Origin of the sequence: Winogradskyella sediminis, assembly GCF_003387355.1 — a bacterium.
Lineage (GTDB): Bacteria > Bacteroidota > Bacteroidia > Flavobacteriales > Flavobacteriaceae > Winogradskyella > Winogradskyella sediminis.
This window is the reverse complement of the sequence record NZ_QUNH01000002.1, coordinates 206,276-231,333: the sequence shown is the minus strand read 5'-3', so window position 1 is coordinate 231,333 and position 25,058 is coordinate 206,276. Positions and strand designations below refer to the sequence as shown.

Here is a 25,058-nt window from a genome sequence, read left to right as displayed (position 1 = left end):
TCTACACATGGTAAAAGCGGCTTTTTTGATTCAAAAATGAAACAGACTTAATTATCCAAAGTCATGTTTATATTTAATTAAAATATATTTTTGAAGCAACGACAGGAGCATTAAAGCTATTGATTAATGAATAGCTCGTGTCATCATAGATAAATAATTGTCCTGCACTAGTATAATCAACGGCATCTGCAAAATACAAACGGTCATCTTTTGCTGCCATTCCATATAAAGTCGTCGCTGCTGTTGTAAAAAGAGGGATTGACGTTACAGCAGTAGCATCATCTGTAATACTTAAAATGGAACTTCCTAAGTTGTAATATAGATGTCCATTTAAATACGTCATCAATTCAGGATGTTCTCCATCTGAAAACTCTAGTGTTGTAGATACCGTATTTGTATCCATATCTATTTTTGTAATGGCAGCTTTAGTTTCATCACCTGTCCATGCTGGTTTCCCACTACTTAAAACGACTAAATCACCATTGTCATCCACAAGCATTTCATCTGGATTGTCATTTACAGTAATTGTAGTTGTTAAAACATCTGAAGACGTATTTATTACCGAAACAATATTATTTGTAGTGTAAGCTCCTTTATGAGACACATATACAACATTATCTTCCGCTAAAATTTGCTCAGGTCCATTACCTACAGGTATCGTACTAATGACTGTATTGGCAGTTAAGTCTACCACAGCTACAAAATCATCAGTTTCATCATAAGGATCTCCCCAATTTGTAATATAACCTTTACCATTTGCAAAAGCAATATATCTTGGAGTAGTTAACCCTGTAGAAATAGTCCCTAATTTTTCAAACGTATAACGATTAACAACCGTAATTGTACCAGCATCTACGACAATATATGCTTTATCATCATTGAAACCTAAAGACTGTAAATACACACCTGTTGCCTCATTATTAACATTAAAATAAATTTGGTTTTCTGAGGTCATTAAATCTTCTGAAATAAAAGAAATAGAAGAAGGTCCACCTTCTCCACTAACTATAATTCCGTCTTCATAAGCACCTAACGGCTCTGATGGTGTTGCATCATCATCGCTAGAACAAGACACGATTAATAATGACATTGCAAAAATTGATAGGATAATTTTTTTCATTGTAATTGGTTTAAAATTTATATTGTATTTGAAAATTAAAATTACGATCTGGCATGGGTCTAAACGCCACGTTCTCGTATACGGTGTTAAATAGATTGTTCACTTTTAAGCCTAAATCTATTTGCTGTTTTTTTGCTTGAAATAATTTAAAATCTATACCAAAGTTGGTGAGTTGATAGGCTTCTACACTGTAAAATCTGCCAGATAAATTTTCTGGAGTTGTATATACTTCGCCGGTATATAAATGCTGTATAAACATTGACATTCGTTTATAGGCATATGCCAAATTGATATTTGCTTTATGATAGGGCACATAAATGAGTTGAGCATCGGTTTCTAGATCTTCAGAAACGGTGTACGCATAATTACCTTGTAATGAAAATTGATGCGCTTTAATTTTATGTGTTATCTCTATAGTTGCCTCCGCACCATAGTTTTGAGTTTCCGCAATATTTTCAGGACTCCAAAAGCCAGAATCATTCGGTGTCCATTGGATTAAATCAGAGGTTTTTATATAAAAAGTATTCACCTTTAGACTTGTGTTTTTATAGGTAAATTCTTGACCTAAATCTAATTGATAAGAGGTTTCAGGTACTAAACTTAAATTACCTCCCGGTTGCCAGTACAAATCATTAAATGTTGGCACTCGGTAATTTTTAGAGCCATTCAATTTCAGCTGGTAAAAATTTGAAACGTTATAAGCCACATCGAAAGAAAATAATAAAGGACTCTCAAAACCCGAAGTTACATCTTGCCTAATATTTAAACCGTAGTGCCATTTCTCATTTGGGTTATAAAGTAACAAGGCTGTCGTTGAAAATTCTTTTCGATTAGGATTATTAAAACTACTTCCGCTGCCCTCGTAATAATTATAGGATACGATGGGGTTTAATTTTAAATCCGTCAACAAATCAATATCTGCAGTATAATTTACTAAATACGTATTCACCTTTCCGAAGGTAAAATTGTCCGTATTTTTATTTCCAAAATATTTAAAATGCTCTTGTAAGTGTGCTATTTTTAATTTTGAATCGATAGCAGTTCCAAAGCGCGACCATTCCAACATGGTTCTAAAATTTTGATCCTCGTATTTTGCTAAAGAAGGCGAGGAAACCGTTCCTGAAAATTCGCGATCACCAATAAATGTTTGATGATAGAGTTTTAAAACATCTTTACTAGACAATACATAACCTAAATTTGCATTTATACTCCCATTCTGGAACGCACCATTTTCATTAGATTGATCTGTATTTAGATACTTATAATCATTCTCAGAATCAATATAATTTAATCCCACATTTACGGAAAATTTCTCATTACTATAAGAAGATAGATAACTTATATTTTTAGTCTCATAACTGCCATAGGACAACGTAGCCGTATGGTCAAAATGCTGTTTAAAGCTCAAAGTATTATTTAGGTGAATACTCCCACCAATGGCTCCACTTCCATATTGCACTGAGCCGCCACCAGAACGAATAGCAATACTATTGAAATTAGTAGTGTTTATGGTATTAAAATCGGTTTGACCTGTGAGCTGAGAATTAATAGAAATTCCATTCCAAATTACAGCAGTTTGCGAAGCATTAGTCCCTCTAAACGATGGTGACGATACCATACCAAAACCATTTTCTTTAAAATAGATATTGGTATTAAATCGCAGTAAATCCGTAAAAGAAGCCTTGTTTTTTTGTAATAAAGAATCTTTAAGAATACTAAGCTTATAACCTTTAGAATAACGTTTTAGCTTCGCATCACTCAACACCACTTCATCCAAATGCTGAACAGAATCTGTAACGATTTGGGCTTGTGCCAAGTTGCCAATAAGCAACACAAAAAATAATAGTAGTCTATATCTCATTACTCAAATACTTTTCTCCCGAAAGTTGTTTTGATGTTTGAATAATGGCAGGTCTCCTGACTTGTTTCTTATTATTTCACCTTCCCAACATACATGTCAGTGGCTTTGAAGAAAATAATAACTCATTAAAAATGAGACGCTCAATCTGCTTGAGCATAAAACTTACAGTTGCGGGAACAGTTCTGGACTTGGTATACACACCTCACCAGATTCCCTTTTAATCGACTTTAAAAACTTCCTTTAATTTAAGCGAAAGAAACTTTTAACGTCGAACCAAAAATTCGTGACAAAAGTACTATTTTATTATGAAGACATCTAAGTAAATTCACTACTTTTTATTATTCATTTTGTAGATTAAATAAATGAACCCAATTAAAAAATGTGCTAGGATTATTCCTGCAACGATATATAGTGTTAAATTTGAATCGTCTCTCATGACTCTATTAATTTTAACAAATTTACCTATTCACCTCAATACGAATAGTTACAAAGGTTACATATGAAAATTACACGCGTTTTATTACTATTTTTAATCGTCTTTTATAATTGTAAAGAAGAACACAAGACGGCTTCAAAGCTGCCTGAACAACAAAACAATGTAATTGATCTAAAATATGCAGAAGGCTTTAAAGTCTATGAAACAAACCATCTAAAAACCATAGAAATTACCAAAGCTTGGCCAAAAGCAAAAAAAAGATACACCTATTTATTACTCACTAAAGAACAAGCTGCCAAAACTACTTATAATAAAGCCGATTACGATGGTGTTATAATTACTCCCGTTTCAAAATCTGTAGTGACCTCTACAACGCATATACCTGCCTTAGAGCTTTTAGGTGTAGAAGAAACTTTAATTGGGTTTCCTGGCACTAACTATGTGTCTTCTCAACACACAAGAGAGCGCATAGATCATGGAACCGTGAGAGAACTTGGCAAAAATGAAGGCATCAATACTGAAGTTTTATTAGATTTAAATCCAGATGTGGTGGTTGGGTTTGGTGTTGATGGAGTTAATAAAACCTTTGAGACTATTAAAAAGGCAGGAATTCCTGTAATTTATAATGGTGATTGGGTGGAATCTTCTGCCTTGGCAAAAGCCGAATGGATTAAATTCTTTGGTGCACTTTTTAATAAAGAACACAAAGCAGATTCTATTTTTAATCGCATTGAACACGATTATTTAGCGGCTAGAAAAATTGCAAAACAAGCCAAGTATCAGCCCACTGTTTTAAGTGGCGCCATGGAAAAGGATGTCTGGTATTTACCAAATGGTTCTAGTCCTGAAGCTCAATTTTTAAAAGATGCTAATGCCAATTATTTGTGGAGCGACACCACCGGAAATGGGAGCTTAGCCTTAAGTTTTGAAGTGGTATTAGATAAAGCTAAAGATGCCGATTTATGGTTAAGTCCTTCTTATTATTCTAGTTTAGAGCAGTTAAAAGATGCAAATGCTCTTTATACCAATTTTAAAGCATTTAAAGACCAAAACATTTATAGCTTTACCAATACAACAGGTGCCACAGGGGGAGTGTTATATTACGAACTAGGCACAGCAAGACCCGATTTAGTCTTAAAAGATTTGATAAAAATTTGTCATCCTGAATTGTTAAAAGATTACACACCCTATTTTTTTAAACCGCTTAATTAATTGAGTGCACAGAAAACATATCGATTTCAATTTATTGGACTTACCATAGGACTTTTAGTTTGCTTTATGGTGAATATAAGTCTAGGTTCCATTCATATTCCACTCAAAAATATTATAGCAAGTTTACTTGGTACTAACGAGGTAACTTCTAATTGGAATGTGATTATAATGGATTATAGATTACCTAAAGCCATTACAGCTATTATGGTGGGTTCTGGTTTGGGAATTTCAGGATTGTTGATGCAAACATTATTTAGAAATCCGTTGGCTGGACCTTTTGTGTTAGGTATTAGCTCTGGTGCAAGTTTGGGTGTCGCTTTGGTGATTTTAGGATCGGGACTTTTTGGAAGTTTATTTGCAACTGCACTGATGACAAAATGGAGTATCGTTATCGCGGCAAGTTTGGGAAGCTTTTTAGTTTTACTAGCGGTTTTAGCGGTTTCTAATAAAGTTAGAGACACCATGGCTATACTTATCATTGGCTTAATGTTTGGAAGCATTACTGCTGCCGTGGTAAGTGTATTGTCTTATTTTAGTTCTGCAGAACAGTTGCAACAATACATTTTTTGGGGATTTGGTAGCGTTAGTAATTTATCTTGGTACGAACTTTTAATTTTCTTCGGAATTTATGCCGTAGGACTTGCTCTGAGCATTACTTCTATCAAAGGATTAAACAGCTTATTGCTTGGTGATAATTATGCTAAAAGTTTAGGTTTAAATTTAAAACAAAGTAGACTCATTATCATATTAGCCACCAGTTTAATTGCTGGCACTGTTACAGCTTTTGCCGGACCAATTGCGTTTATTGGTTTGGCTATTCCGCATGTAACACGACAAATTTTTAAAACAACCAATCACAAAATATTATTACCCGCTGTATTTTTATGTGGTGCTATTGTTATGCTTATCTGCGATACCGTAGCACAAGTTCCAAATAGTGATTATACCTTACCTATAAATGCTATAACTGCTTTGGTTGGTGCACCTGTGGTTATATGGTTATTGGTACGTCAACGCAAAATGATGTTTTAAATGAAAACAGAAGCATCTCATACCATCCTCGCAGCAAAGCAACTTTCTATAGGTTATAAAACCAAGAAAGCAGAAATGGTTATTGCTTCAAATATTAATTTTGAATTGCAAAAAGGTCAGCTTATCGGTTTAGTTGGAGCCAATGGTATTGGGAAATCTACATTATTACGCACGCTCATTCAGGTGCAACCAGAATTATCAGGATCCATTTCACTCAATGGCAAAGATCTTAAAACAACATCGACTTTAGAGCTCGCAAAACAACTAAGTATTGTATTAACCGAACCTTTAATCTCAAAAAACCTATCCGTGTTTGAGCTTGTGGCTTTGGGCAGACATCCTTACACTAACTGGATTGGAAATCTAACCGAAGTAGATATTGCCATTATAAATAAGTCCTTAGACCTAATTAAAATAGTCGATTTAAAGGATAAAAAATGTTATGAATTAAGTGATGGACAGCTTCAAAAAGTAATGATTGCTCGTGCGTTGGCTCAAGATACAGATGTTATTATTTTAGATGAGCCTACTTCCCATCTCGATATGTATCATAAAGCTTACATCTTAAAACTGCTGCAGAGATTAACGAAAGACACTGGTAAAACCATATTGTTTTCTTCACATGAAATTGATTTAGCAATTCAATTATGCGACACCATGATTGTAATGCAAAAGGAAAAGGTCGTCTGTAATCAGCCCTGTCAATTAATTTCTGAAGGTATATTTGAAACTCTTTTCCCTAAGGATTTAATTGTTTTTGATGAAAAGACAGGAAGCTTTAGAGTGACAAAATAAATTGAATATTTCCGTATTTCGATTTCATTTTCAACTTTAGTTTCCGTTTTATAAATTATCTTTGATAAATTTCCATTTTCAACTATGAACGACACCATCATTCTTTTCATCGCTATTCTTGTTTCTGCAGGTATAGGTGTATTTATTGGGCAAAAATTTTCACAACTAAAAAGTAAAAGCGACAAAAGTACGCTTGAAGAACGCAATGCTAATTTGCAACAGCAATTCAATGAATTTAAAGCGTATTCTGAAACGGAAAGTTCAAAACAAAATCAGTATTTCTCAGAACAATTAACGGAATTAAAAGCTACAATTTCTAAAATTGAAGGCGAGCGTGAGGAGATTAGACGCGAAAAGGATTTTTTAAATACAGAATTGTCTAGACGTAATTCGGAATATGAAAATCTTGAAAAAGCCAACTTAAAACGCGACGAAGAATTAGCATTGCAGCAAGAACAACTGCGTAAAGATTTTGAGTTGATGGCTTCTAAAATTTTAGATGAAAAATCTGAAAAATTCACACTACAGAATAAAGAAAACATTAAAAACATTTTAAATCCTCTTGAAGAGAAAATAAAAACTTTTGAGAAAAAAGTTGAGGACACGCAAAAGGAAAGTATCAGTATGCATTCTGCTTTAAAAGAGCAATTATTGGGTTTAAAAGACTTAAACCAAATTATGACTAAGGAAGCCACAAACCTTACCCGAGCTCTAAAAGGTGATAGTAAAACCCAAGGTAATTGGGGCGAATTGGTATTAGAACGTGTTTTAGAAAAATCTGGACTTGAGAAAGACAGAGAATATTTTGTGCAACAGAATTTTCAAAGGGAAGATGGTTCTCGCGTTATGCCAGATGTAGTATTATACCTTCCTGATTCTAAAAAAATGATTATTGACTCTAAAGTATCATTAACGGCTTACGAACAATTTGTAAATGCTGAAGACGAGCAACGTTCTATTTTTTTAAAAGCGCATGTTAATTCTATAAAAAAACATGTAGATCAATTATCTGCTAAAAATTACCAAGACTTGTATGATATTGAATCGCCAGATTTTGTGCTAATGTTTATTCCTATTGAACCTGCTTTTGCTGTTGCTATCAATGAAGACAATACACTATATAATAAAGCTTTTGAACAGAATATTGTAATTGTTACACCTTCTACGCTATTAGCAACTTTGCGTACTATAGATTCTATGTGGAATAATGAAAAACAACAACAAAATGCGCTAGAAATTGCAAAACAAGCTGGTGCACTCTACGATAAATTTGAAGGCTTAGTTGTTGACTTAACTGGTGTTGGTAAAAAGATTGATGCAGCTAAAAGCGATTACTCTGCTGCTATGAATAAGTTAGTAGATGGAAAAGGGAACCTAATTAGCCGCGTAGAACGTATTAAAAAAATGGGCGCTAAAGCTAAAAAATCACTACCAGAAAGCTTCATTAAACGCGCTACAGAAGAGGATTAATAGAACATGCCTATTTCAAGGCATAACTCAGAATATGCCACAATAAAGGCATAAATTAGATTATTCCACTTTAAAGGCATATATTTACATATAATACATAAATATATGACAGGTATAATTACTGGTGATATTATAAAATCTAGAGAAGCTACGAGTCAAGACTTATGGTTAAACACCTTAAAATCAACACTAAACTCATTAACTCACAACACTTCTAATTATGAAATATATAGAGGTGATAGCTTTCAAATAGAATGTAGTAACCCATTGCATAGTTTTAAATATGCTGTATATATAAAAGCCTGTATTAAAACCATAAAAGGTTTAGATGTTAGACTTGCCATTGGTATTGGAGGTAAATCATACCAAGGTAACACCGTAAGCGAATCTAACGGTGAGGCTTTTATATATTCTGGTGAAACCCTAGAAACCTTAAAAAAAGAAAAAGTCAATTTAAAGCTAAAAACCCGTAGTTCTACCATAGATACAGAGCTTAATCTTTATTTTAAACTGGCTTTAATAGCCATGGACAATTGGACAGTAAATTCTGCTGAAATCATGAAACTTAGTATAGAACACCCTAACATGATTCAGTCTGACCTTGCAAAACTCATTGGTATAAGTCAGGATGCTGTAAGTAAACGCCAAAAGCGTGCATATTTAGACGAAATTTTAGAATTAGAACACTTGTTTAGACAGAAAATAAACCAATTATGATGCTACTTATTTTAAAACTCTTTTTAGCACACCTTATTGGAGATTTTTTTCTTCAACCAACCGCTTGGGTTAAACACAAAGAAAAGAAAAAACTAAAATCTATTTGGTTATACATACATGTTGCGGTTCATCTGGTATTAATGTTTCTATTTGTATGGGATTTATCTTACACTCTATTAATCTTAGGCATTACTGCATTACACCTTATTATCGACGCTTTAAAACTCTTATTACAACGAAAAAAAACAAAACGTCGCTACTTCTTTATAGATCAACTCTTACATGCTATTTCCATTATTGGCTTAACTTTTCTAATGGATATTTCTGAAATTGACATACATTTATTTTTAGATGCTAACCTTCTCACGTTACTCATTTGCGTGGCTTTTTTAACAAAACCAACCTCGATTATAATGAAGGTTATTTTTTCGAAATGGAACATCTCTAAACTCACCAAAGATAACGCGTCGCTAAAAGATGCCGGAAACTATATTGGTGTGCTAGAACGTCTTTTAGTATTTGTCTTTATTATCACAGAACATTGGGAAGCTGTCGGGTTTTTAATAACAGCTAAATCCGTTTTTAGATTTGGTGATCTTACAGCTTCAAAAGAAAGAAAATTAACGGAGTATATTTTAATAGGGACATTAATCAGCTTTGGCATTGCTATCCTCACTAGTTTGCTATACTTAAATCTTATAAATTATGTTTAAACCCACTGAAGATTCTACGATTCAAATTTCAGAATTAATGAAACCATCTCATGCCAATTTTGGAGGCAAAATTCATGGAGGTTATATTTTAAGTTTAATGGATAACGTCGCGTTTGCCTGTGCATCTAAACATTCGCGTAGTTATTGTGTGACGGCTTCCGTAAATAAAGTTAACTTCTTAAACCCAATTGAGGTTGGTGAACTTGTAACAATGAAAGCATCGGTTAATTACGTAGGAAGATCATCTATGGTTGTTGGTATACGAGTAGAGTCTGAAAATATTAGAACAGGAGTCATAAAACATTGTAACTCCTCTTACTTTATTATGGTGGCTGTAGACGAAGAGGGCAATACGGTTAAAGTTCCTGGTTTAATCTTAACCAATAAATTAGCTGCAAAACGTTTTATAAAATCTATTATAAGACAAGAAAGTGATTCTAAACGTAGTGAAGATTTAGAGAATTTATATAAAAACTTAGATCAACATTTAGAAAAACTAAAAGACTATAAAGTTAAGCTCGATTTTAAATAAAAAAAGCCAGTTCAATACATGAACTGGCTTTTCTTTTATCTTTAAACTATAATTATATCAGCGTTTAATAAAGCGTTTGGTCACTGTTTCCGTATCATCAGAAATCCTTACTAGATACACTCCATTTTTCCAATTAGAAACATCAATTGACGATTCTAACTTTGTAATGAGACCGTTATAAATTCGTTTTCCTAAGACATCAAAAACTTCTAGTTTTAAATCTTCACTCGACTTTTTAAGTTTAATATTTAAATTATTTTTCGCTGGATTAGGCGCAATTGTAAAGTCGTTATTTTGAATTTCAATAGCATTTAGGCCTGTTCCATTAGTATCTATTTTAGACACCGATCCCTGAGCAAATGAAAATGCTGCAACAAAAAATAGTAATAAAAGTAATTTTAGTTTCATGTGTTTGAATTTATAAATTTCCAACGGTCACATGTGACATCCATATTAAATTTCATTTGGGTGAAACCTTTTTTTGTCGTGGATGTTTCATATAAGTAGGCATTAATGAATGCTAAGTTAGTAATTATTAGTTAATAACACTTACACTTTATCGAAAACTATGCCATTATTTACTTAAATACATTTTTCTTCTAGCATATAAATCATAAAACTGATCGTCTCTTAAATTGTCTATAAATAAGATACTTTCTCCGGTACTTTTCATTTCTGGTCCTAATTGTTTATTTACGTTAGGAAACTTGTTGAAAGAAAAGACAGGTTGCTTTATTGCATAGCCTTCCAATTGCGGATTAAAATCAAAGTCCGTTACTTTTTTAGCACCTAACATCACTTTTGTCGCATAATTAACATAAGGTTCTTTGTATGCTTTTGCAATAAAAGGCACTGTACGAGACGCTCTTGGGTTTGCTTCAATGATATAAACCACATCGTCTTTAATAGCAAACTGAATATTAATAAGACCAACCGTATCTAAAGCCCTAGCTATAGTATGTGTATGATCTATAATTTGTTGCATCACTAAATCACCTAAGTTAAAAGCTGGTAGCAAGGCGTTACTATCACCTGAGTGAATACCACAAGGCTCAATATGTTCCATTATTCCAATAATATAAACATTACCATCAGCATCGCAAATAGCATCTGCTTCAGCTTCAATAGCTCCATCTAAATAGTGATCTAATAATAATTTATTTCCTGGAATTGATTTTAATAAGTCGATAACATGAGATTCTAATTCTTGTCTGTTAATTACAATCTTCATGCCTTGTCCTCCTAAAACGTAAGACGGTCTTACTAATATTGGAAAATCTAAAACATCTGCAATAGCTAAAGCTTCATCTGCCGATTCTGCAACATCAAATTCTGGATAAGGAATGTTATGTGCTTTTAAAATGTTAGAAAAACTACCTCTATCTTCAGCTAAATCGAGCGATTTAAAGCTAGTTCCCATAATCTTAATTCCCCATTTCTCTAACTTCTCAGCTAGTTTTAATGCGGTTTGGCCACCTAATTGCACAATAACTCCTTCAGGTTTTTCATGCTGAATGATATCGTAAATATGTTCCCAGAACACGGGTTCAAAATATAATTTATCTGCAATATCAAAATCTGTTGACACCGTTTCAGGATTACAATTAATCATTATAGTTTCGTATCCACATTCAGCTGCAGCTAAAACCCCATGCACACAACAGTAATCAAACTCGATACCTTGACCAATTCGATTAGGACCTGATCCTAAGACAATAATTTTCTTTTTATCTGAAACTACACTTTCATTATGCACTGATACTGTACCATCTGGTTGTTCTACTTCACTCTCAAAAGTTGAATAGTAATATGGTGTTTGGGCTTTAAATTCTGCGGCACATGTATCTACCAATTTAAAAACACGGTTGATGTTAAGATCCATTCGTTTTTTATGAACTTCACTTTCCAAACATTTTAGCATATGTGCTATTTGTCTATCTCCGTAACCTTTTTGTTTCGCTTCAAGTAATAAATCGCGCTGAATAGTATCTATTGAGAACGTCGAAATCTCTTTTTCAAGTTGAAACAATTCTTCATATTGCTTTAAGAACCACATGTCGATTTTTGTGATTTCATGTATTCTACTTAATGGAATACCAATTGCAATAGCATCATAAATTACAAATACACGGTCCCAGCTTGCGTAAGTTAATTTTTCTATAATTGTATCATAGTCTTTGTATCCTTTACCGTCAGCACCTAACCCATTTCTCTTAATTTCTAAAGATTGTGTGGCTTTGTGCAATGCTTCTTGAAATGATCGCCCAATAGACATCACTTCACCAACAGCTTTCATTTGCAGACCTAAAGTTCTATCAGAACCTTCAAATTTATCAAAGTTCCAACGTGGTATCTTTACAACTACGTAATCTAAAGTAGGTTCAAATAAGGCTGAAGTGGATTTGGTAATTTGATTATCTAATTCGTCTAAAGTATAACCCGTAGCCAACTTAGCCGCAATTTTAGCAATAGGATAACCCGTAGCTTTACTGGCTAATGCAGAAGAACGTGATACCCTTGGATTAATTTCGATAGCAATGATTTCCTCTTCATCATCCGGACTTACAGCAAATTGTACATTACAACCACCTGCGAAATCACCAATACTTCGCATCATATGAATAGCCATATCTCTCATTTTCTGAAATGTCTTATCAGATAACGTCATCGCTGGTGCCAACGTAATAGAATCTCCAGTATGAATTCCCATAGGATCCATATTTTCAATTGTACAGATAATAACGACATTATCATTTTTATCACGTAGTAATTCTAATTCGTATTCTTTCCAACCGATTAAGGCTTTATCTATCATAACTTCATGAATTGGAGATACTTCCAAACCACGTGTTAGCATTTCATCAAAATCTTCTTCTTTAAAAACAAACGATGCACCTTCACCACCTAAAGTATAAGAGGCTCTAATAACCAAAGGAAATCCAAATTCTTGTGCAATTTCTTTTCCTTTTAAGTAAGATGTCGCTGTTGCTTGAGGCGCCATACCAATGCCTATTTTCAACATTAACTCTCTAAATTGCTCTCTATCTTCTGTAATGTTTATGGCATCGATATCTACACCTATGATATCTACATTAAAATCTTCCCAAATCCCCTTTTCATCTGCTTCTATACATAAGTTTAAAGCGGTTTGACCTCCCATAGTAGGCAATACAGCATCAATCTGTGGGTGATCTTTTAAAATCTGAATTAAAGATTTTGTTGTTAAGGGCAACAAATATACATGATCCGCCATTGTAGGGTCTGTCATAATCGTTGCAGGATTAGAGTTAATTAATATCGTTTCTATGCCATCTTCTCGTAATGAACGTAATGCTTGAGTACCTGAATAATCAAATTCACAAGCTTGCCCAATAACGATAGGACCTGAACCGATAAGTAAAACTGATTTTATATTTTTATTTTTAGGCATGAGATAGAGTATTTATAGTTGTAATTTTAATTTGGCTGTGCAAAAATAGTTAAGAATAGGATACAAAAAAAGGCGTTACACCTAAGTAACGCCCTAATATATTAACAATTGTTAATCATTATTTTTTATGTCTTGTTTCTGTAGATACAGACAATTTCTTTCTTCCTTTAGCTCTTCTACGTGCTAAAACTTTTCTTCCGTTAACAGAAGCCATTCTTTCTCTGAAACCGTGCTTGTTTCTTCTTTTTCTTTTTGACGGTTGAAACGTTCTTTTTGGCATGTCTTATATTTTTATAAACTAATAATCTTTTTCTAAAATTGAGAGGTCTCTCAAAACTGCGTGCAAATATACAACAAGTTTTTACTTTAGCAAGTAGCAAAAGAAAAATTTTGTTTAGAATTTAAACTCTTAGATTTTATTATCTTTGCGCTCTGCAAAAATACACATAAATATGTTTAATAAAAATATAAAATTAGTCATTGCCGCGTTAATTATTGGTTATGGCATCTATCAATTCACTGAAGGCTACATTGGTAACGGTATAATGTACCTCTTACTCTCTACGATTTTTATTTTCCTTTATTTTAAAAATGAATTGATTCTACTCGCATTTTTAAAGTTAAGAAAGCAAGATTTTGTTGGAGCGAAAAAGTGGTTAGATAAAATAAAGAATCCAGAAGGAGCTTTAGTAAAAAAACAACAAGGGTATTTAAATTACCTTAATGGTATAATGGTATCGCAGACCAATATGAATGCTGCAGAAACCTATTTTAAGAAAGCCATTAGCTTAGGCCTTTCTATGGATCATGATTTGGCTATGGCAAAATTAAACTTAGCAGGCATTGCTTTTTCTAAACGTCGCAAACCTGAAGCGCAGAAGTTATTAGCTGAAGCCCAAAAGTTAGACAAAAGAGATATGCTTGCGGATCAGATTAAAATGATGAAAAATCAAATGAAAAAAGCATCTATTCCGAAGCAACAATATGGTCAGCCTACCTCTGCAAGACAAAACCGAAGAAGTAGACGCTAAGCTTTTATAATATTGGAGCCATTAAACGCGCAACAGCTTCTACAAGTTTTGTGCGTTTAGAGCGGTTCTTCCAAGATTCTAGTTCTAATTTTTCGCTGTGTTTTAAGTCATCATTAAAAAATTCTGTTAGCTCAGAACTTATAGTTTCATCGTAAATTAATGCGTTCACTTCAAAATTAATATTGAAACTTCTATAGTCCATATTAGTTGTTCCGACTGAGCTAAACACACCATCAACAACCATTGTTTTTGCATGAATAAAACCTTTAGTATATTGGTACACCTCTACTCCGGCTTCTAAAAGCATTTCTAAATAAGAATTAGTGGCGTATTCTGCAATCCAAGAATCTGACTTTTTAGGTACAATAACCTTTACGTCTTTATTACTACGTGCCAAAACTTGAAGCGCAGTTACAATTTCACTGTTGGGAATAAAATAAGGAGTTGTAATATAAACATGATCTTCTGCATTGGTAATAGCTACAAAAATAGCCTCCATTACATTAGACCAATCGGTGTCTGGACCACTCGCTGCAATTTGAAGTGGTACATTATCTTTACAATTATGCTCCGGAAAATAGGTTTTAGAAATTTCCAGTTCATCTCCGCTCACAAAATCCCATGTTGTAAAAAATAAAATTTGCAGTGGCTTTACAGCTTCACCTGTTAATCTAATATGTGTGTCTCTCCAATATCTGTCGTTATATGCATTAATATAGTTATCTGAAACATTCACTCCACCGACATACCCAATCTTTCCATCTATAACTACAATTTTACGATGATCGCGATAATTCATCTTTCCTGTAGAATTAGAAAATCGTACAGGCATAAAGGGATGCATCTCAATACCGCAATCCTTTAATTTGCGTTTCATTTTAGAACTTATAGAACTTCCTACATCATCGATTACAATTCTTATTTCGAGACCGTCCTTTGCCTTATCACATAATATATTAAGCAGTTCTGTGCCAATTTTATCATCTTTTATTACAAAATACTCTAAATGAATATGATATTGCGCTTCCTTTAAATCTTTAAATAAGATTTTAAACTTTTCATCACCATTTTTTATCAGTTTTACTTCGTTTCTAATGGTAAGTTTAGAGTTTTCATTATTATACAATAACGGAATAACTTTAGATTTTTGCTCTAGTACATCATCTACTTCATTAATATCCTCACTATCAAGCTCTAGTTCCTTTTGAATTTTTTTAATGATAGACTGATTTAAAACATGCTTTCGGCTGAATATTTTATTCTTTCGATATTCTTGACCAAAAAGATAATAAATAAGCAAACCTATAAAAGGCAAAGCCAACAAGCCAATTATATAACTTAACGCTTTTGTTGGATTTACCTTTTTTAGTAAAATAGTAACCACAGCAGATAAGGCAACTGTATAATTGAGAATAATTAAAATTTGCCAAGTATGGTTTTTTAAAAAGTCCAAATTTTATGGATTAGTGTTATAATAGCCTTTTTCAGGAATCTCTATTGAATATAATTTTCTAGATTTATTATTTAAATGTGGCTCTCTTAACCAAGGATTATGAAGTTTTAAAATCTTATAGTTGATACCAAATTGTTTTGCGAATTTTGCAAAATCTGTTACTGCTGTATCTACTTCAACTTTATAAGTTGGTACTTCTTTGTATAAGTGCGATTTATTAAAATTAAAACCATACTTATCTGGATTAGAAAGTATTTCTTTTAAAGCGACAATTCTAAAAACGTAGCGTCCCGTTTCTTCGCCTAACAATAAATCGTAGTAACCGTTAACTCCTTGTTGCTTTAAACGTCTAGAAACCCCATAGTTTCCTGCATTGTATGCTGCTGCTGCTTTTGTCCAAGACCCCAAGCTTTCTTTTGCTTTCTTTAAATATTCGCAAGCCACTTCTGTTGCTTTTTCTAAATTATAACGCTCATCAACATTGTCATTCACTTCTAAACCATTCTCTCGACCTGTGGCAGACATAATTTGCCAAATTCCTGTTGCACCTGCAGGTGATTTGGCTGTTTGTACCAACCCACTTTCTATAACTGCTAAATATTTAAAATCATCTGGCACACCATGTTTCTTCAAAATAGGCTCTATAATTGGAAAATATTTTTGAGCACGTTTAAACATTAGAAGTCCATTAGACTGCCAATACGTGTTAACAAGCAATTCTCTATCCATGCGCTCGTATATATCCGGATTTTCAATAGGAACAGGTTCGCCTGCAAAATTTAAATTCTCTGGCATTTCTAAAGCATAAACATTGTAATTATTTACAATAGGATTCTCTTTTCCTATAAGGTGATCTTGTGTTGCTTCATCATCTGGTGATTTTTGCATTGAAAAAATAAATAAGCCTGATATGCAAACCACACCTACTAATGCTAAACTATTCTTTATCATTTTCATGTCCGTAAATTTAATATTAACTGAAGACCAAAAAATCATCACTATGCTTCATCTCACTGATTCACAGCGCTTTCAAAATGACCTTTCAAAATTTTTCTTTTTTATAAATGTAATCAATCTAACCTCAGGATTCAAGCGCAACCCTCAATAAGTTTTGGTAAATTTTCGTTAAACCATTTATATTTAACGATAATCATAATGTGTGTTCCACCTTTTACAACAATACAATTTCCACGAGAAGAATAAGGGAAAATAGCATCTTTTTCACCATGGATATAAATAGCATCGGGATGCGGAGCTTCTTGACTCCAACACACCACTTGTTTTATCGCCCAATCCAAATAGGTTTTATCGCTTACAGACAAATATTTTTTATACAAATCTACACGTTTCTTTACGGTTTCTCCAAAAGCATATTTAGCCAAAATATCGATATTACTCACTAAAGACGTGGGTAAGATTTTATAAGCTTTAGTAACTTTTAGTAGTTTGAAACGTTTTGGAAGTTCGTGATGAGACTTAACGCTAGAAACTACAATTAGCTTTTTTAAGTTTAAAAATCGGCTCATTTCTTGTACTAATATACCACCAAAAGAGACTCCGAGTAAAACTATATTATCGTGTTGAATATATTGACACATCCGCTGAGCATAACTACTAAGCGATTCTTTAGCGTCGGGTATTTGCCATTCTAACCAATGAATTTTATAGTCTGACTCTGGTAGTTTTATATGTTCAAATATCGAAGGATTTGCAGCCATACCTGGCATGAGATATACATGAGTTAATTGACTTGTCATAGGTCTTAAAACTTTATATTTGGGTATCTTAATTAATTACAATTTAAGCTTTTAACATCGACAACCTAAAAAATTCGTTGATTTTTTGTACCTTTGCACAGCAAAACTATATAAAATATAGTATCTACACTGCCAACCGCTGAATTTAATAAAAAAGAAATTATGACAGAAACTGCTCAGTTAATTGACAATGACTTCCTACGTCAATTTGAATTAAATGTTGAAAACGAAATGGCAATTATAGAATACTCACTACAGGAAAGGAAGATTTTCTTAACCAAAATGATTATTCCAGATACGATTAGAACAGACGAATTTGAATTAGATTTTATAGATTTAGTTTTTTCAAACATTAAAGAACGCAACATTAGCGTAGTACCAACAAGCCCTGAAATTGCAAAATTTGTAAGACGTAATAGAAAATACAAACGTATGCTTCCTGTTGGGATTCGCATATAATTACAACCGTATAGATTGAAAAAAGCCGAAACTAATTTAATATTTCGGCTTTTTTTTATCTGAAAACTGAAAAGCTTACGGTCTTGAATATATCAGTTTTAAATCTTTAGTTTCTATAACTTCCGTGGCATCTTCGTTATAAATTTCTACGGCATCTTTATACGTCGTTGTCAAAGTATTTTCCTTAAGCACGTAGACTCTATTTGAAATCATAATAGTATCCTCTTCGTTTATACGATATTCTGAAGCAAAACTTATAATTCCTTCAGTATTACAATCAGAATTTATTTTGTACATGTTAGTACCATCTTCTTTAAAATAGTGTAAAACATTAGAAAATTCATTTCCAGACGATACCGTACCGTTGGCTTCAAAAGTTAAGGTTTCTTCTTTATTACAATCTATTTCTTTAAGGAGATTTATATGTGCCACTCCATCTTGATTGCCATCAAATGGAATATCTACAGTACGTGTGGTAAGTACCCACATACCAACAACACTATGTTCTTTTTTGTCCGAACAAGCTGTTGCAACACTTAATAAACCAACAAGACAAAAAATGCTAAAAATTTTATTCAAAGTAGACGTGATTTCTAAAGTCAAATATAAAACGAAATAATCTTTTATCAGAAAAATACTTCGTTTTAATCACGTAAAAATTACCTAATTAGCCACAAAATCCTCCTGAAACTCAAAACGAACCATACCATCATCATCAATCTTAGTTAGTTTCACATGAGCAAGTGTATTAACTAGTTCAGGATTCCATGGCGTTTTCACTTTAACATAATTTTCCGTAAAACCATGAATATACCCTTCTTTATTTTCGCTCTCAAACAATACAATTCTGCTTGTATCTAATTGGTTTTCATAAAATGCTCTACGCTTTTTCGCCGATAGTCCTCTTAACATTTTGCTTCGTTTAGCGCGTTTAGCTTTAGACACAACATTAGGCATCTTAGCCGCTTCAGTATTATCGCGTTCAGAATATTGAAACACGTGTAAATACGAAATATCTAATGCATTTAAAAAGTTATAGGTTTCAAGAAAAATATCGTCGGTTTCACCAGGAAATCCAACAATAACGTCTACTCCAATACAAGCATGCGGCATTACTTCCTTTATTTTCGCCACCCGATCCACATACAATTCTTTCATATAGCGACGCTTCATCTTTTTCAAAATTTCATTACTTCCGCTCTGTAATGGTATATGAAAATGAGGTACAAAAGCTCTAGAGTTAGAAACCAATTCAATAGTCTCATTCTTTAACAAATTAGGCTCTATTGAAGAAATTCTAAGGCGCTCAATACCCTTTACCTTATCTAATTCTTTAACCAAGTCTAAAAATGTATGTTCATGTTTTTTATTACCAAATTCGCCTTTACCATAGTCGCCGATATTCACTCCGGTTAATACAATTTCTTTGATGCCTTGTTCGGAAATCTCTTTTGCATTTTTAAGCACATTATCCATAGTATCACTACGTGAAATCCCTCTAGCTAATGGAATTGTACAATACGTACATTTGTAATCGCAACCATCTTGAACCTTTAAAAATGCCCGAGTTCTATCACCAATAGAATAGCTACCAACATAGAAATCGGCATCTTCTATTTCACAAGAATGAACTTCACCAAAATCATTTTTAGTAAGATCATTTAAGTAATCCGTGATCTTAAATTTCTCAGTTGCACCAAGTACCAAATCAACACCATGAATATCGGCCAACTCCTCTGGTTTTAATTGCGCATAGCAACCAATAGCTACAACAAAGGCTTCTGGGTTACTCTTTTGTGCCTGTTTTACTATAGACTTAAAACGTTTATCTGCATTTTCAGTTACCGAACAGGTATTTATAACGTAAATATCAGCCGACTCTTTAAAATCTACACGATTAAAACCTTCATCTTTAAAACTTCTAGCTATTGTAGAGGTTTCTGAAAAATTAAGTTTACAACCTAAGGTATAAAATGCGACTTTTTTTGTTGGATTCATTCTTGTACTTTTACCAAGTTGGCAAATTTACAACATATAAGTTATATGCTAAAACTCACACCATTCTTATTCAATAGATTGCTTTTTATAATAAGCTTTTTGGTACTATTTTCTTGTACTTCAAACCAAAGCACGTCAAAGGACCATCTCGTGTTTAGGTATAACGAGCATAAAAACATAGGCTCACTAGACCCAGCATTTTCAAAGGATTTAGCAGATATTTGGGCTACCCATCAATTATTTAATGGATTGGTGCAAATGGACGACCAACTTAATGTAAAACCCTGTATTGCTAAAAGTTGGACAATTACAGACAGTGCTAAAACTTATACATTTACGCTTAGAGATGACGTATTTTTTCATAAACACGAACTGTTTGGTGTTTCCAATTCTTCTAATAAGCCCGATTCTACTAGAACTGTAAGAGCTTCAGATTTTGAATATAGTTTTAATCGTTTAAAAGATAAAGCGATAGCTTCGCCAGGAAGTTGGGTATTAAATAAGGTTGAGAACTTTTCTGCGCTTAATGATTCTACCTTTCAAATTAAATTAAAACAAGCGTTTCCTGCATATTTAGGTTTACTAACCATGAAATATTGTTCTGTAGTGCCAAAAGAAATTATAGAACATTATGGCACTAATTTTAGGTCACATCCCATAGGCACAGGCCCTTTTAAATTTAAACGTTGGGAAGAAAACTTAAAATTAATTTTTAGACGTAACGACAACTATTTTGAAACAGACGATACAGAGCAACAACTCCCTTATCTCGAAGCTGTTGCTATAACTTTCTTACCCGACAAGCAAAGTGAATTTCTACAATTTGCACAAGGTAATATTGATTTTGTTTCAGGTTTAGACAGCTCTTATAAAGATGAAATTTTAACTAGTATAGGGCAATTAAAACCCAACTATTCTAATGATGTTAAGATGATTCGTGGACCATACCTAAATACAGAATATCTGGCGTTTTATATGGATTCAGAAATCACCCCTATACAATCCTTAAAGTTAAGAAAAGCGATTAACCTTGGTTTTGATAGACAAAAAATGATGACATATTTAAGAAATGGTATAGGAATACCTGCAAATGGTGGTTTTATTCCAAAAGGCTTGCCTGGCTATGACGCTACTATAGGTTTTGAATACAATCCGGACTTAGCAAAACAATTAATCACCGAATTTAAAACCGAAACAGGAATTTTAAACCCTGAAATTACATTAACCACAACAAGCAATTACCTCAGTTTTTGTGAATTTATTCAACGAGAACTTCAAAAAACAGGATTAGCAGTTACTATTGATGTAATTCCTCCTTCCAGCTTAAAAGATGCAAAGGCCAATGGGCATGTCGATTTCTTTAGAGCGAGTTGGATAGCCGATTATCCTGATGCGGAAAACTATTTGTCTTTATTTTATAGTAAAAATTTCGCACCAAAAGGACCAAATTACACACACTTTAACCATGCAGAATTCGATAAAATGTATGAAGCAGCTTATTTAGAAACAGACTCAGAAAAGCGAATAGCCCTATATACTAAAATGGATTCTTTAATTATGGCTTCTGCTCCAATAGTGCCTATGTTTTATGATGAAGTTGTAAGATTTACAAGAAAAAATGTGACAGGCTTGGGTATTAATGCCACCAATCTACTTGAACTAAAATCCGTAAAAAAGACTAAACTCAAAAATTAAAATCACTGAGGTACCATTGAAAACGCAACTTTAAGATGATATTTTAATTTTTTCGATATTGGCTGGTTTCTTCAAAAACATGGGTTAATATCGCTTCATCTAATTCGGTAAATTCTTCTTTTCGCCGTTTCATAACAACTTCTGCAACCTCAAAAGCTTTGTTCGTTTTATAAGTTACAAATCCTTTGCTTCCACCCCAAGAAAAACTCGGCACAAAGTTTCTAGGAAAACCACTACCAAAAATATTAGCACTGACACCAACGACAGTTCCGGTATTAAACATTGTATTAATACCACACTTACTATGATCACCCATCATTAATCCACAAAATTGTAAGCCTGTTTTAGCAAAGCCTTCAGTTTTATAGTCCCACAGTCTAACTTCTGCATAATTATTTTTTAAATTACTAGTATTTGTGTCTGCTCCAAGATTACACCATTCACCTAATACAGAATTTCCTAAAAACCCATCATGCCCTTTATTAGAGAATCCAAAAATAACAGCGTTACTGACCTCACCACCTACTTTACTATGTGGCCCCACCGTTGTTGCTCCATAAATTTTACTAGCCATTTTTAGCGTCGCATTATTGCACAAAGCAAAAGGTCCTCTTACAATAGATCCCTCCATGACTTCAGAATCTCTACCTATATAAATAGGTCCAGAACTCGCATTAAGTGTTGCAAAATTTAACGTGGCTCCTTTTTCAATAAAAATGTGTTCAGGATTAATGGTATTAATGGAAGCTGGAATTGGTTCAGATTGTCTATCCTTTGTAATCAGGTTAAAATCTTCAACAATGGCCTCTCCGTTGAGCGCAAAAATATCCCAAGTATGTTCAATTTTTAAAAGATCACCTTCAAATTCTATAGCTTCAAAAGTTGAAAAATCCGTTACCTCTTCTCCTTCTTTAATGAAAAACGCAATGACATCTTCACCTTTAAACAATGCTTGGTGATGTTTTAGATTTTTTACAACTTCTACAACTTCCAAGTTAGGAAGAAAAGAAGCGTTAATCATAATATTATTTTCCATTTCTACCATCGGAAACTTATCTGCCAAGTAATCTTCAGTAACCGTTGTTGTGGTATATTCAATATACGATTCCCATTTTTGGCGTATGGTTAAAATCCCCACCCTTAGGTCTGCAACTGGTCTGGTAAAGGTAAATGGCAAAAGATTATTGCGGTATGGACCATCAAATAATATATAATTCATTGTATGTATTAAAGTTAGAAGTTAACGTTGTGGATGTTGAGTCTCTATAAAACGAACTTAATTACGATACCAAAAGTAACCTAATTACGTAAAATAAAAAAGCCTTTCTGATGACAGAAAGGCTTTTTTATATATTGGTAAGCGAAGTTTATTTTTTAAACTTAGCATATTTATTTTTGAACTTGTCAATACGACCAGCTGTATCAACTAATTTAGATTTACCTGTATAGAATGGATGAGATGTTCTAGAAATTTCCAATTTTACCAATGGATATTCAGTACCATCAACATCGATAGTTTCGTTTGTATCAGCTGTAGACTTAGTTAAATATACCTCTTCGTTAGACATATCTTTAAACGCTACTACTCTATAATTTTCTGGATGTATTCCTGCTTTCATCGCTAAATGCTTTTAATGTATTCGATTTTTCGAGGTGCAAATTTAAGTAAAATTTATAAATCTACAATCTTTTTCACAAAATTTATTTAGCAAATATATGTAACATTTATGTAACTTTGGGTACTAACCAACTAATAAACCAAAAACTTACAAATATTATGGATAAATCTATGAAATCTTCGGCCGTTAATTTAGGGTTGTATTTAGCACTTATACTATCATCGTTTACAATTATTGGGTATGCTGTTTACCTCGACTTGTTTACAGCATGGTGGTTTGGAATTGGTCAGATGTTTTTAGTAATTATTTTTGGTATCATATCTGCGATAAAAGCTAAAAAACTCTTAGGTGGTTTTATAAGTTTTAAAGAAGCATTCACTGCTTTTTTTATCACCATTGCGATTGGAATATCAATTCCTGCGGTTATCGGTTTTATCATTTTTAATATTGTAGACACAGAGGCTGCCAGTATTCTTCAGCAAAAAATAATAGACAATCAATTAGCTATGATGGAAAAGTTTGGTGCACCACAGGCATCCATTGATGAAGCATTGGAACAAATGCAGAAAGAAGAAAATTTCTTTTCGTTAACCAATACTATCAAATCTATTGCTTACCAACTTGTAGGATTTAGTATCGTCGGACTTATTGTTGCAGCGGCTACAAAAAGAAAAGATCCAAACGTAGCTTAAATAATTTCTTTATTTTTGAAGTGTAGAAATTATAGCAAAATCATATGGATATATCAGTAGTAATTCCACTACTTAACGAAGAAGAATCTTTAAAAGAACTACATGATTGGATAGTATCAGTAATGCTATCCAATCAGTATTCTTATGAAATTCTTTTTATAGATGATGGTAGTACTGATAAATCATGGCAAATTATCTCTGAACTTAGTGAAATTAATCCTAAGGTAAAAGGCATTAAGTTTCTTAAAAACTTTGGAAAATCGCAAGCCTTACATGCTGGTTTTGCTAAAGCCGAAGGAGATGTTGTGATAACAATGGATGCCGACCTACAAGACAATCCTGAGGAAATCCCTGAACTTTTTAAAATGATTATTTCAGATGGATACGACCTTGTATCTGGTTGGAAAAAGAAGCGCTATGATTCCTATTTCTCTAAAAACCTACCTTCAAAATTATTTAATTGGGCAGCAAGACGGACCTCTGGAGTTACTTTAAATGATTTTAACTGCGGCCTAAAAGCCTACAGCAATACCGTTGTAAAACATATTGATGTTTATGGAGAAATGCATCGCTATATTCCGGTACTTGCTAAAAACGCAGGATTCACTACTATAGGAGAAAAAATAGTACAGCACCAAGCACGAAAATACGGACATACCAAATTTGGGATGAATCGTTTTGCAAACGGATTTTTAGACCTTATAACTATTTGGTTTGTATCTCATTTTGGAAAACGACCAATGCATTTATTTGGTGCACTAGGTGTAATTATGTTTTTTATCGGTTTTTGCTTTGCCACTTATTTAGGAATAGACAAATTATTTCTAAACCCAACGGGACGACTAATAACCGACAGACCGCAATTTTACATTGCCTTAGCCACCATGATTATTGGCTCTCAATTATTTATTGCAGGCTTTTTAGGAGAACTTATTCTCCGTACCAACCGACAGCAACAACGCTACTTTATAAAGGAACATTTGAATCTAACTCCTTAGTACAATTTTGTAGCTTTACAAAACATATAAAAATATTG

24 protein-coding genes and 1 riboswitch are annotated in these 25,058 nt (G+C 33.1%); of the genes, 12 read left to right on the top strand and 12 right to left on the bottom strand.

Going from position 1 to position 25,058, the window contains the following annotated elements:
• Positions 1-73: 73 nt before the first annotated feature.
• On the bottom strand, positions 74-1,120 hold the full coding sequence (locus tag C8N41_RS08335) for a YncE family protein (RefSeq protein WP_249033259.1): 1,047 nt from the start codon (positions 1,118-1,120) through the stop codon (positions 74-76).
• 10 nt (positions 1,121-1,130) lie between these two features.
• Complete coding sequence (locus C8N41_RS08330; protein WP_115838934.1) at positions 1,131-2,981, bottom strand: TonB-dependent receptor plug domain-containing protein; 1,851 nt, start codon at positions 2,979-2,981, stop codon at positions 1,131-1,133.
• 29 nt (positions 2,982-3,010) lie between these two features.
• A riboswitch (cobalamin riboswitch) is annotated at positions 3,011-3,238 on the bottom strand.
• 242 nt (positions 3,239-3,480) lie between these two features.
• Here C8N41_RS08330 and C8N41_RS08325 point away from each other — a divergent pair.
• The 7 genes from C8N41_RS08325 (at position 3,481) to C8N41_RS08295 (ending at position 9,888) form a co-directional block, all read left to right on the top strand.
• Complete coding sequence (locus C8N41_RS08325) at positions 3,481-4,629, top strand: ABC transporter substrate-binding protein (RefSeq protein ID WP_115838933.1); 1,149 nt, start codon at positions 3,481-3,483, stop codon at positions 4,627-4,629.
• Positions 4,630-5,661, top strand: a complete 1,032-nt coding sequence (locus C8N41_RS08320) for a FecCD family ABC transporter permease (protein ID WP_115838932.1) — start codon at positions 4,630-4,632, stop codon at positions 5,659-5,661.
• Complete coding sequence (locus C8N41_RS08315) at positions 5,662-6,456, top strand: ABC transporter ATP-binding protein (protein ID WP_115838931.1); 795 nt, start codon at positions 5,662-5,664, stop codon at positions 6,454-6,456. It begins immediately after the preceding gene.
• 84 nt (positions 6,457-6,540) lie between these two features.
• On the top strand, positions 6,541-7,926 hold the full coding sequence (gene rmuC, locus C8N41_RS08310; protein WP_092443940.1) for a DNA recombination protein RmuC: 1,386 nt from the start codon (positions 6,541-6,543) through the stop codon (positions 7,924-7,926).
• Positions 7,927-8,031: 105 nt separating this feature from the next.
• Positions 8,032-8,643: an HMG-box domain-containing protein gene (locus tag C8N41_RS08305; RefSeq protein ID WP_115838930.1), complete on the top strand. Its 612-nt coding sequence runs from the start codon at positions 8,032-8,034 to the stop codon at positions 8,641-8,643.
• A complete protein-coding gene (locus C8N41_RS08300) occupies positions 8,640-9,356 on the top strand; it encodes a DUF3307 domain-containing protein (protein ID WP_317124572.1) in 717 nt (238 codons plus the stop codon). Before C8N41_RS08305 ends, C8N41_RS08300 begins: the two co-directional genes overlap by 4 nt.
• Positions 9,349-9,888 (top strand): acyl-CoA thioesterase, encoded by a 540-nt coding sequence (locus tag C8N41_RS08295; protein WP_092443944.1) that lies wholly within the window; start codon positions 9,349-9,351, stop codon positions 9,886-9,888. Before C8N41_RS08300 ends, C8N41_RS08295 begins: the two co-directional genes overlap by 8 nt.
• A gap of 57 nt (positions 9,889-9,945) precedes the next feature.
• Here the strand turns inward: C8N41_RS08295 and C8N41_RS08290 are convergent, their stop codons facing one another.
• The 3 genes from C8N41_RS08290 to rpmH form a co-directional block, all read right to left on the bottom strand.
• A complete protein-coding gene (locus C8N41_RS08290; protein WP_092443946.1) occupies positions 9,946-10,296 on the bottom strand; it encodes a T9SS type A sorting domain-containing protein in 351 nt (116 codons plus the stop codon).
• A gap of 166 nt (positions 10,297-10,462) precedes the next feature.
• Positions 10,463-13,318, bottom strand: a complete 2,856-nt coding sequence (gene carB, locus C8N41_RS08285; protein ID WP_092443948.1) for a carbamoyl-phosphate synthase large subunit — start codon at positions 13,316-13,318, stop codon at positions 10,463-10,465.
• Positions 13,319-13,436: 118 nt separating this feature from the next.
• Positions 13,437-13,598, bottom strand: a complete 162-nt coding sequence (gene rpmH / locus C8N41_RS08280; RefSeq protein WP_091426250.1) for a 50S ribosomal protein L34 — start codon at positions 13,596-13,598, stop codon at positions 13,437-13,439.
• Between the two features lie 172 nt (positions 13,599-13,770).
• Between rpmH and C8N41_RS08275 the strand changes: the two genes are divergently transcribed.
• The gene (locus C8N41_RS08275) at positions 13,771-14,349 is read left to right on the top strand and encodes a tetratricopeptide repeat protein (RefSeq protein ID WP_092443950.1); all 579 of its coding nucleotides are present in this window, start codon (positions 13,771-13,773) and stop codon (positions 14,347-14,349) included.
• A 4-nt stretch (positions 14,350-14,353) separates the two neighbouring features.
• On the opposite strand, the gene cls is transcribed toward C8N41_RS08275, so the two are convergent.
• The 3 genes from cls to C8N41_RS08260 form a co-directional block, all read right to left on the bottom strand.
• Positions 14,354-15,802 carry a cardiolipin synthase gene (cls, locus tag C8N41_RS08270; RefSeq protein WP_092443952.1) on the bottom strand — a complete coding sequence of 483 codons (1,449 nt, stop codon included), beginning with the start codon at positions 15,800-15,802 and terminating at the stop codon, positions 14,354-14,356.
• A 3-nt stretch (positions 15,803-15,805) separates the two neighbouring features.
• The gene (locus tag C8N41_RS08265; protein WP_092447698.1) at positions 15,806-16,759 is read right to left on the bottom strand and encodes a lytic transglycosylase domain-containing protein; all 954 of its coding nucleotides are present in this window, start codon (positions 16,757-16,759) and stop codon (positions 15,806-15,808) included.
• Between the two features lie 131 nt (positions 16,760-16,890).
• On the bottom strand, positions 16,891-17,559 hold the full coding sequence (locus tag C8N41_RS08260) for an alpha/beta hydrolase family protein (RefSeq protein WP_092443954.1): 669 nt from the start codon (positions 17,557-17,559) through the stop codon (positions 16,891-16,893).
• Positions 17,560-17,721: 162 nt separating this feature from the next.
• On the opposite strand from C8N41_RS08260, the gene C8N41_RS08255 reads away from it, so the two are divergent.
• Positions 17,722-18,018 carry an N-acetyltransferase gene (locus C8N41_RS08255; RefSeq protein ID WP_092443956.1) on the top strand — a complete coding sequence of 99 codons (297 nt, stop codon included), beginning with the start codon at positions 17,722-17,724 and terminating at the stop codon, positions 18,016-18,018.
• Between the two features lie 75 nt (positions 18,019-18,093).
• Here C8N41_RS08255 and C8N41_RS08250 read toward each other — a convergent pair whose 3' ends face one another.
• Positions 18,094-18,597, bottom strand: a complete 504-nt coding sequence (locus C8N41_RS08250) for a hypothetical protein (protein WP_147298943.1) — start codon at positions 18,595-18,597, stop codon at positions 18,094-18,096.
• A gap of 84 nt (positions 18,598-18,681) precedes the next feature.
• Positions 18,682-20,016: a tRNA (N(6)-L-threonylcarbamoyladenosine(37)-C(2))-methylthiotransferase MtaB gene (mtaB, locus tag C8N41_RS08245; RefSeq protein WP_115838929.1), complete on the bottom strand. Its 1,335-nt coding sequence runs from the start codon at positions 20,014-20,016 to the stop codon at positions 18,682-18,684.
• Between the two features lie 45 nt (positions 20,017-20,061).
• On the opposite strand from mtaB, the gene C8N41_RS08240 reads away from it, so the two are divergent.
• Positions 20,062-21,711: an ABC transporter substrate-binding protein gene (locus tag C8N41_RS08240; protein WP_115838928.1), complete on the top strand. Its 1,650-nt coding sequence runs from the start codon at positions 20,062-20,064 to the stop codon at positions 21,709-21,711.
• Between the two features lie 43 nt (positions 21,712-21,754).
• Here the strand turns inward: C8N41_RS08240 and C8N41_RS08235 are convergent, their stop codons facing one another.
• Both C8N41_RS08235 and C8N41_RS08230 read right to left on the bottom strand, forming a co-directional pair.
• The gene (locus tag C8N41_RS08235; protein ID WP_115838927.1) at positions 21,755-22,930 is read right to left on the bottom strand and encodes a GlmU family protein; all 1,176 of its coding nucleotides are present in this window, start codon (positions 22,928-22,930) and stop codon (positions 21,755-21,757) included.
• Between the two features lie 148 nt (positions 22,931-23,078).
• Positions 23,079-23,330, bottom strand: a complete 252-nt coding sequence (locus C8N41_RS08230) for a type B 50S ribosomal protein L31 (RefSeq protein WP_092443965.1) — start codon at positions 23,328-23,330, stop codon at positions 23,079-23,081.
• A 158-nt stretch (positions 23,331-23,488) separates the two neighbouring features.
• Here C8N41_RS08230 and C8N41_RS08225 point away from each other — a divergent pair, with 158 nt between their 5' ends.
• Positions 23,489-24,022, top strand: a complete 534-nt coding sequence (locus tag C8N41_RS08225) for a DUF4199 domain-containing protein (RefSeq protein WP_115839526.1) — start codon at positions 23,489-23,491, stop codon at positions 24,020-24,022.
• A 44-nt stretch (positions 24,023-24,066) separates the two neighbouring features.
• The gene (locus C8N41_RS08220; protein ID WP_115838926.1) at positions 24,067-25,020 is read left to right on the top strand and encodes a glycosyltransferase family 2 protein; all 954 of its coding nucleotides are present in this window, start codon (positions 24,067-24,069) and stop codon (positions 25,018-25,020) included.
• Positions 25,021-25,058 lie beyond the last annotated feature (38 nt).

Excerpts from the sequence above, each read along its gene's own strand:
- C8N41_RS08300 (WP_317124572.1), top strand. The coding sequence starts at position 8,640 with ATGATGCTACTTATTTTAAAACTCTTTTTAGCACACCTTATTGGAGAT.
- C8N41_RS08240 (WP_115838928.1), top strand. The coding sequence starts at position 20,062 with ATGCTAAAACTCACACCATTCTTATTCAATAGATTGCTTTTTATAATA.
- mtaB (WP_115838929.1), bottom strand. The coding sequence starts at position 20,016 with ATGAATCCAACAAAAAAAGTCGCATTTTATACCTTAGGTTGTAAACTT.
- rpmH (WP_091426250.1), bottom strand. The coding sequence starts at position 13,598 with ATGCCAAAAAGAACGTTTCAACCGTCAAAAAGAAAAAGAAGAAACAAG.
- carB (WP_092443948.1), bottom strand. The coding sequence starts at position 13,318 with ATGCCTAAAAATAAAAATATAAAATCAGTTTTACTTATCGGTTCAGGT.
- C8N41_RS08335 (WP_249033259.1), bottom strand. The coding sequence starts at position 1,120 with ATGAAAAAAATTATCCTATCAATTTTTGCAATGTCATTATTAATCGTG.
- C8N41_RS08260 (WP_092443954.1), bottom strand. The coding sequence starts at position 17,559 with ATGACAAGTCAATTAACTCATGTATATCTCATGCCAGGTATGGCTGCA.
- C8N41_RS08295 (WP_092443944.1), top strand. The coding sequence starts at position 9,349 with ATGTTTAAACCCACTGAAGATTCTACGATTCAAATTTCAGAATTAATG.
- C8N41_RS08305 (WP_115838930.1), top strand. The coding sequence starts at position 8,032 with ATGACAGGTATAATTACTGGTGATATTATAAAATCTAGAGAAGCTACG.
- C8N41_RS08255 (WP_092443956.1), top strand. The coding sequence starts at position 17,722 with ATGACAGAAACTGCTCAGTTAATTGACAATGACTTCCTACGTCAATTT.
- C8N41_RS08230 (WP_092443965.1), bottom strand. The coding sequence starts at position 23,330 with ATGAAAGCAGGAATACATCCAGAAAATTATAGAGTAGTAGCGTTTAAA.
- C8N41_RS08235 (WP_115838927.1), bottom strand. The coding sequence starts at position 22,930 with ATGAATTATATATTATTTGATGGTCCATACCGCAATAATCTTTTGCCA.
- C8N41_RS08225 (WP_115839526.1), top strand. The coding sequence starts at position 23,489 with ATGGATAAATCTATGAAATCTTCGGCCGTTAATTTAGGGTTGTATTTA.
- C8N41_RS08315 (WP_115838931.1), top strand. The coding sequence starts at position 5,662 with ATGAAAACAGAAGCATCTCATACCATCCTCGCAGCAAAGCAACTTTCT.
- rmuC (WP_092443940.1), top strand. The coding sequence starts at position 6,541 with ATGAACGACACCATCATTCTTTTCATCGCTATTCTTGTTTCTGCAGGT.
- C8N41_RS08275 (WP_092443950.1), top strand. The coding sequence starts at position 13,771 with ATGTTTAATAAAAATATAAAATTAGTCATTGCCGCGTTAATTATTGGT.
- C8N41_RS08325 (WP_115838933.1), top strand. The coding sequence starts at position 3,481 with ATGAAAATTACACGCGTTTTATTACTATTTTTAATCGTCTTTTATAAT.
- C8N41_RS08220 (WP_115838926.1), top strand. The coding sequence starts at position 24,067 with ATGGATATATCAGTAGTAATTCCACTACTTAACGAAGAAGAATCTTTA.
- C8N41_RS08330 (WP_115838934.1), bottom strand. The coding sequence starts at position 2,981 with ATGAGATATAGACTACTATTATTTTTTGTGTTGCTTATTGGCAACTTG.
- C8N41_RS08265 (WP_092447698.1), bottom strand. The coding sequence starts at position 16,759 with ATGAAAATGATAAAGAATAGTTTAGCATTAGTAGGTGTGGTTTGCATA.
- C8N41_RS08290 (WP_092443946.1), bottom strand. The coding sequence starts at position 10,296 with ATGAAACTAAAATTACTTTTATTACTATTTTTTGTTGCAGCATTTTCA.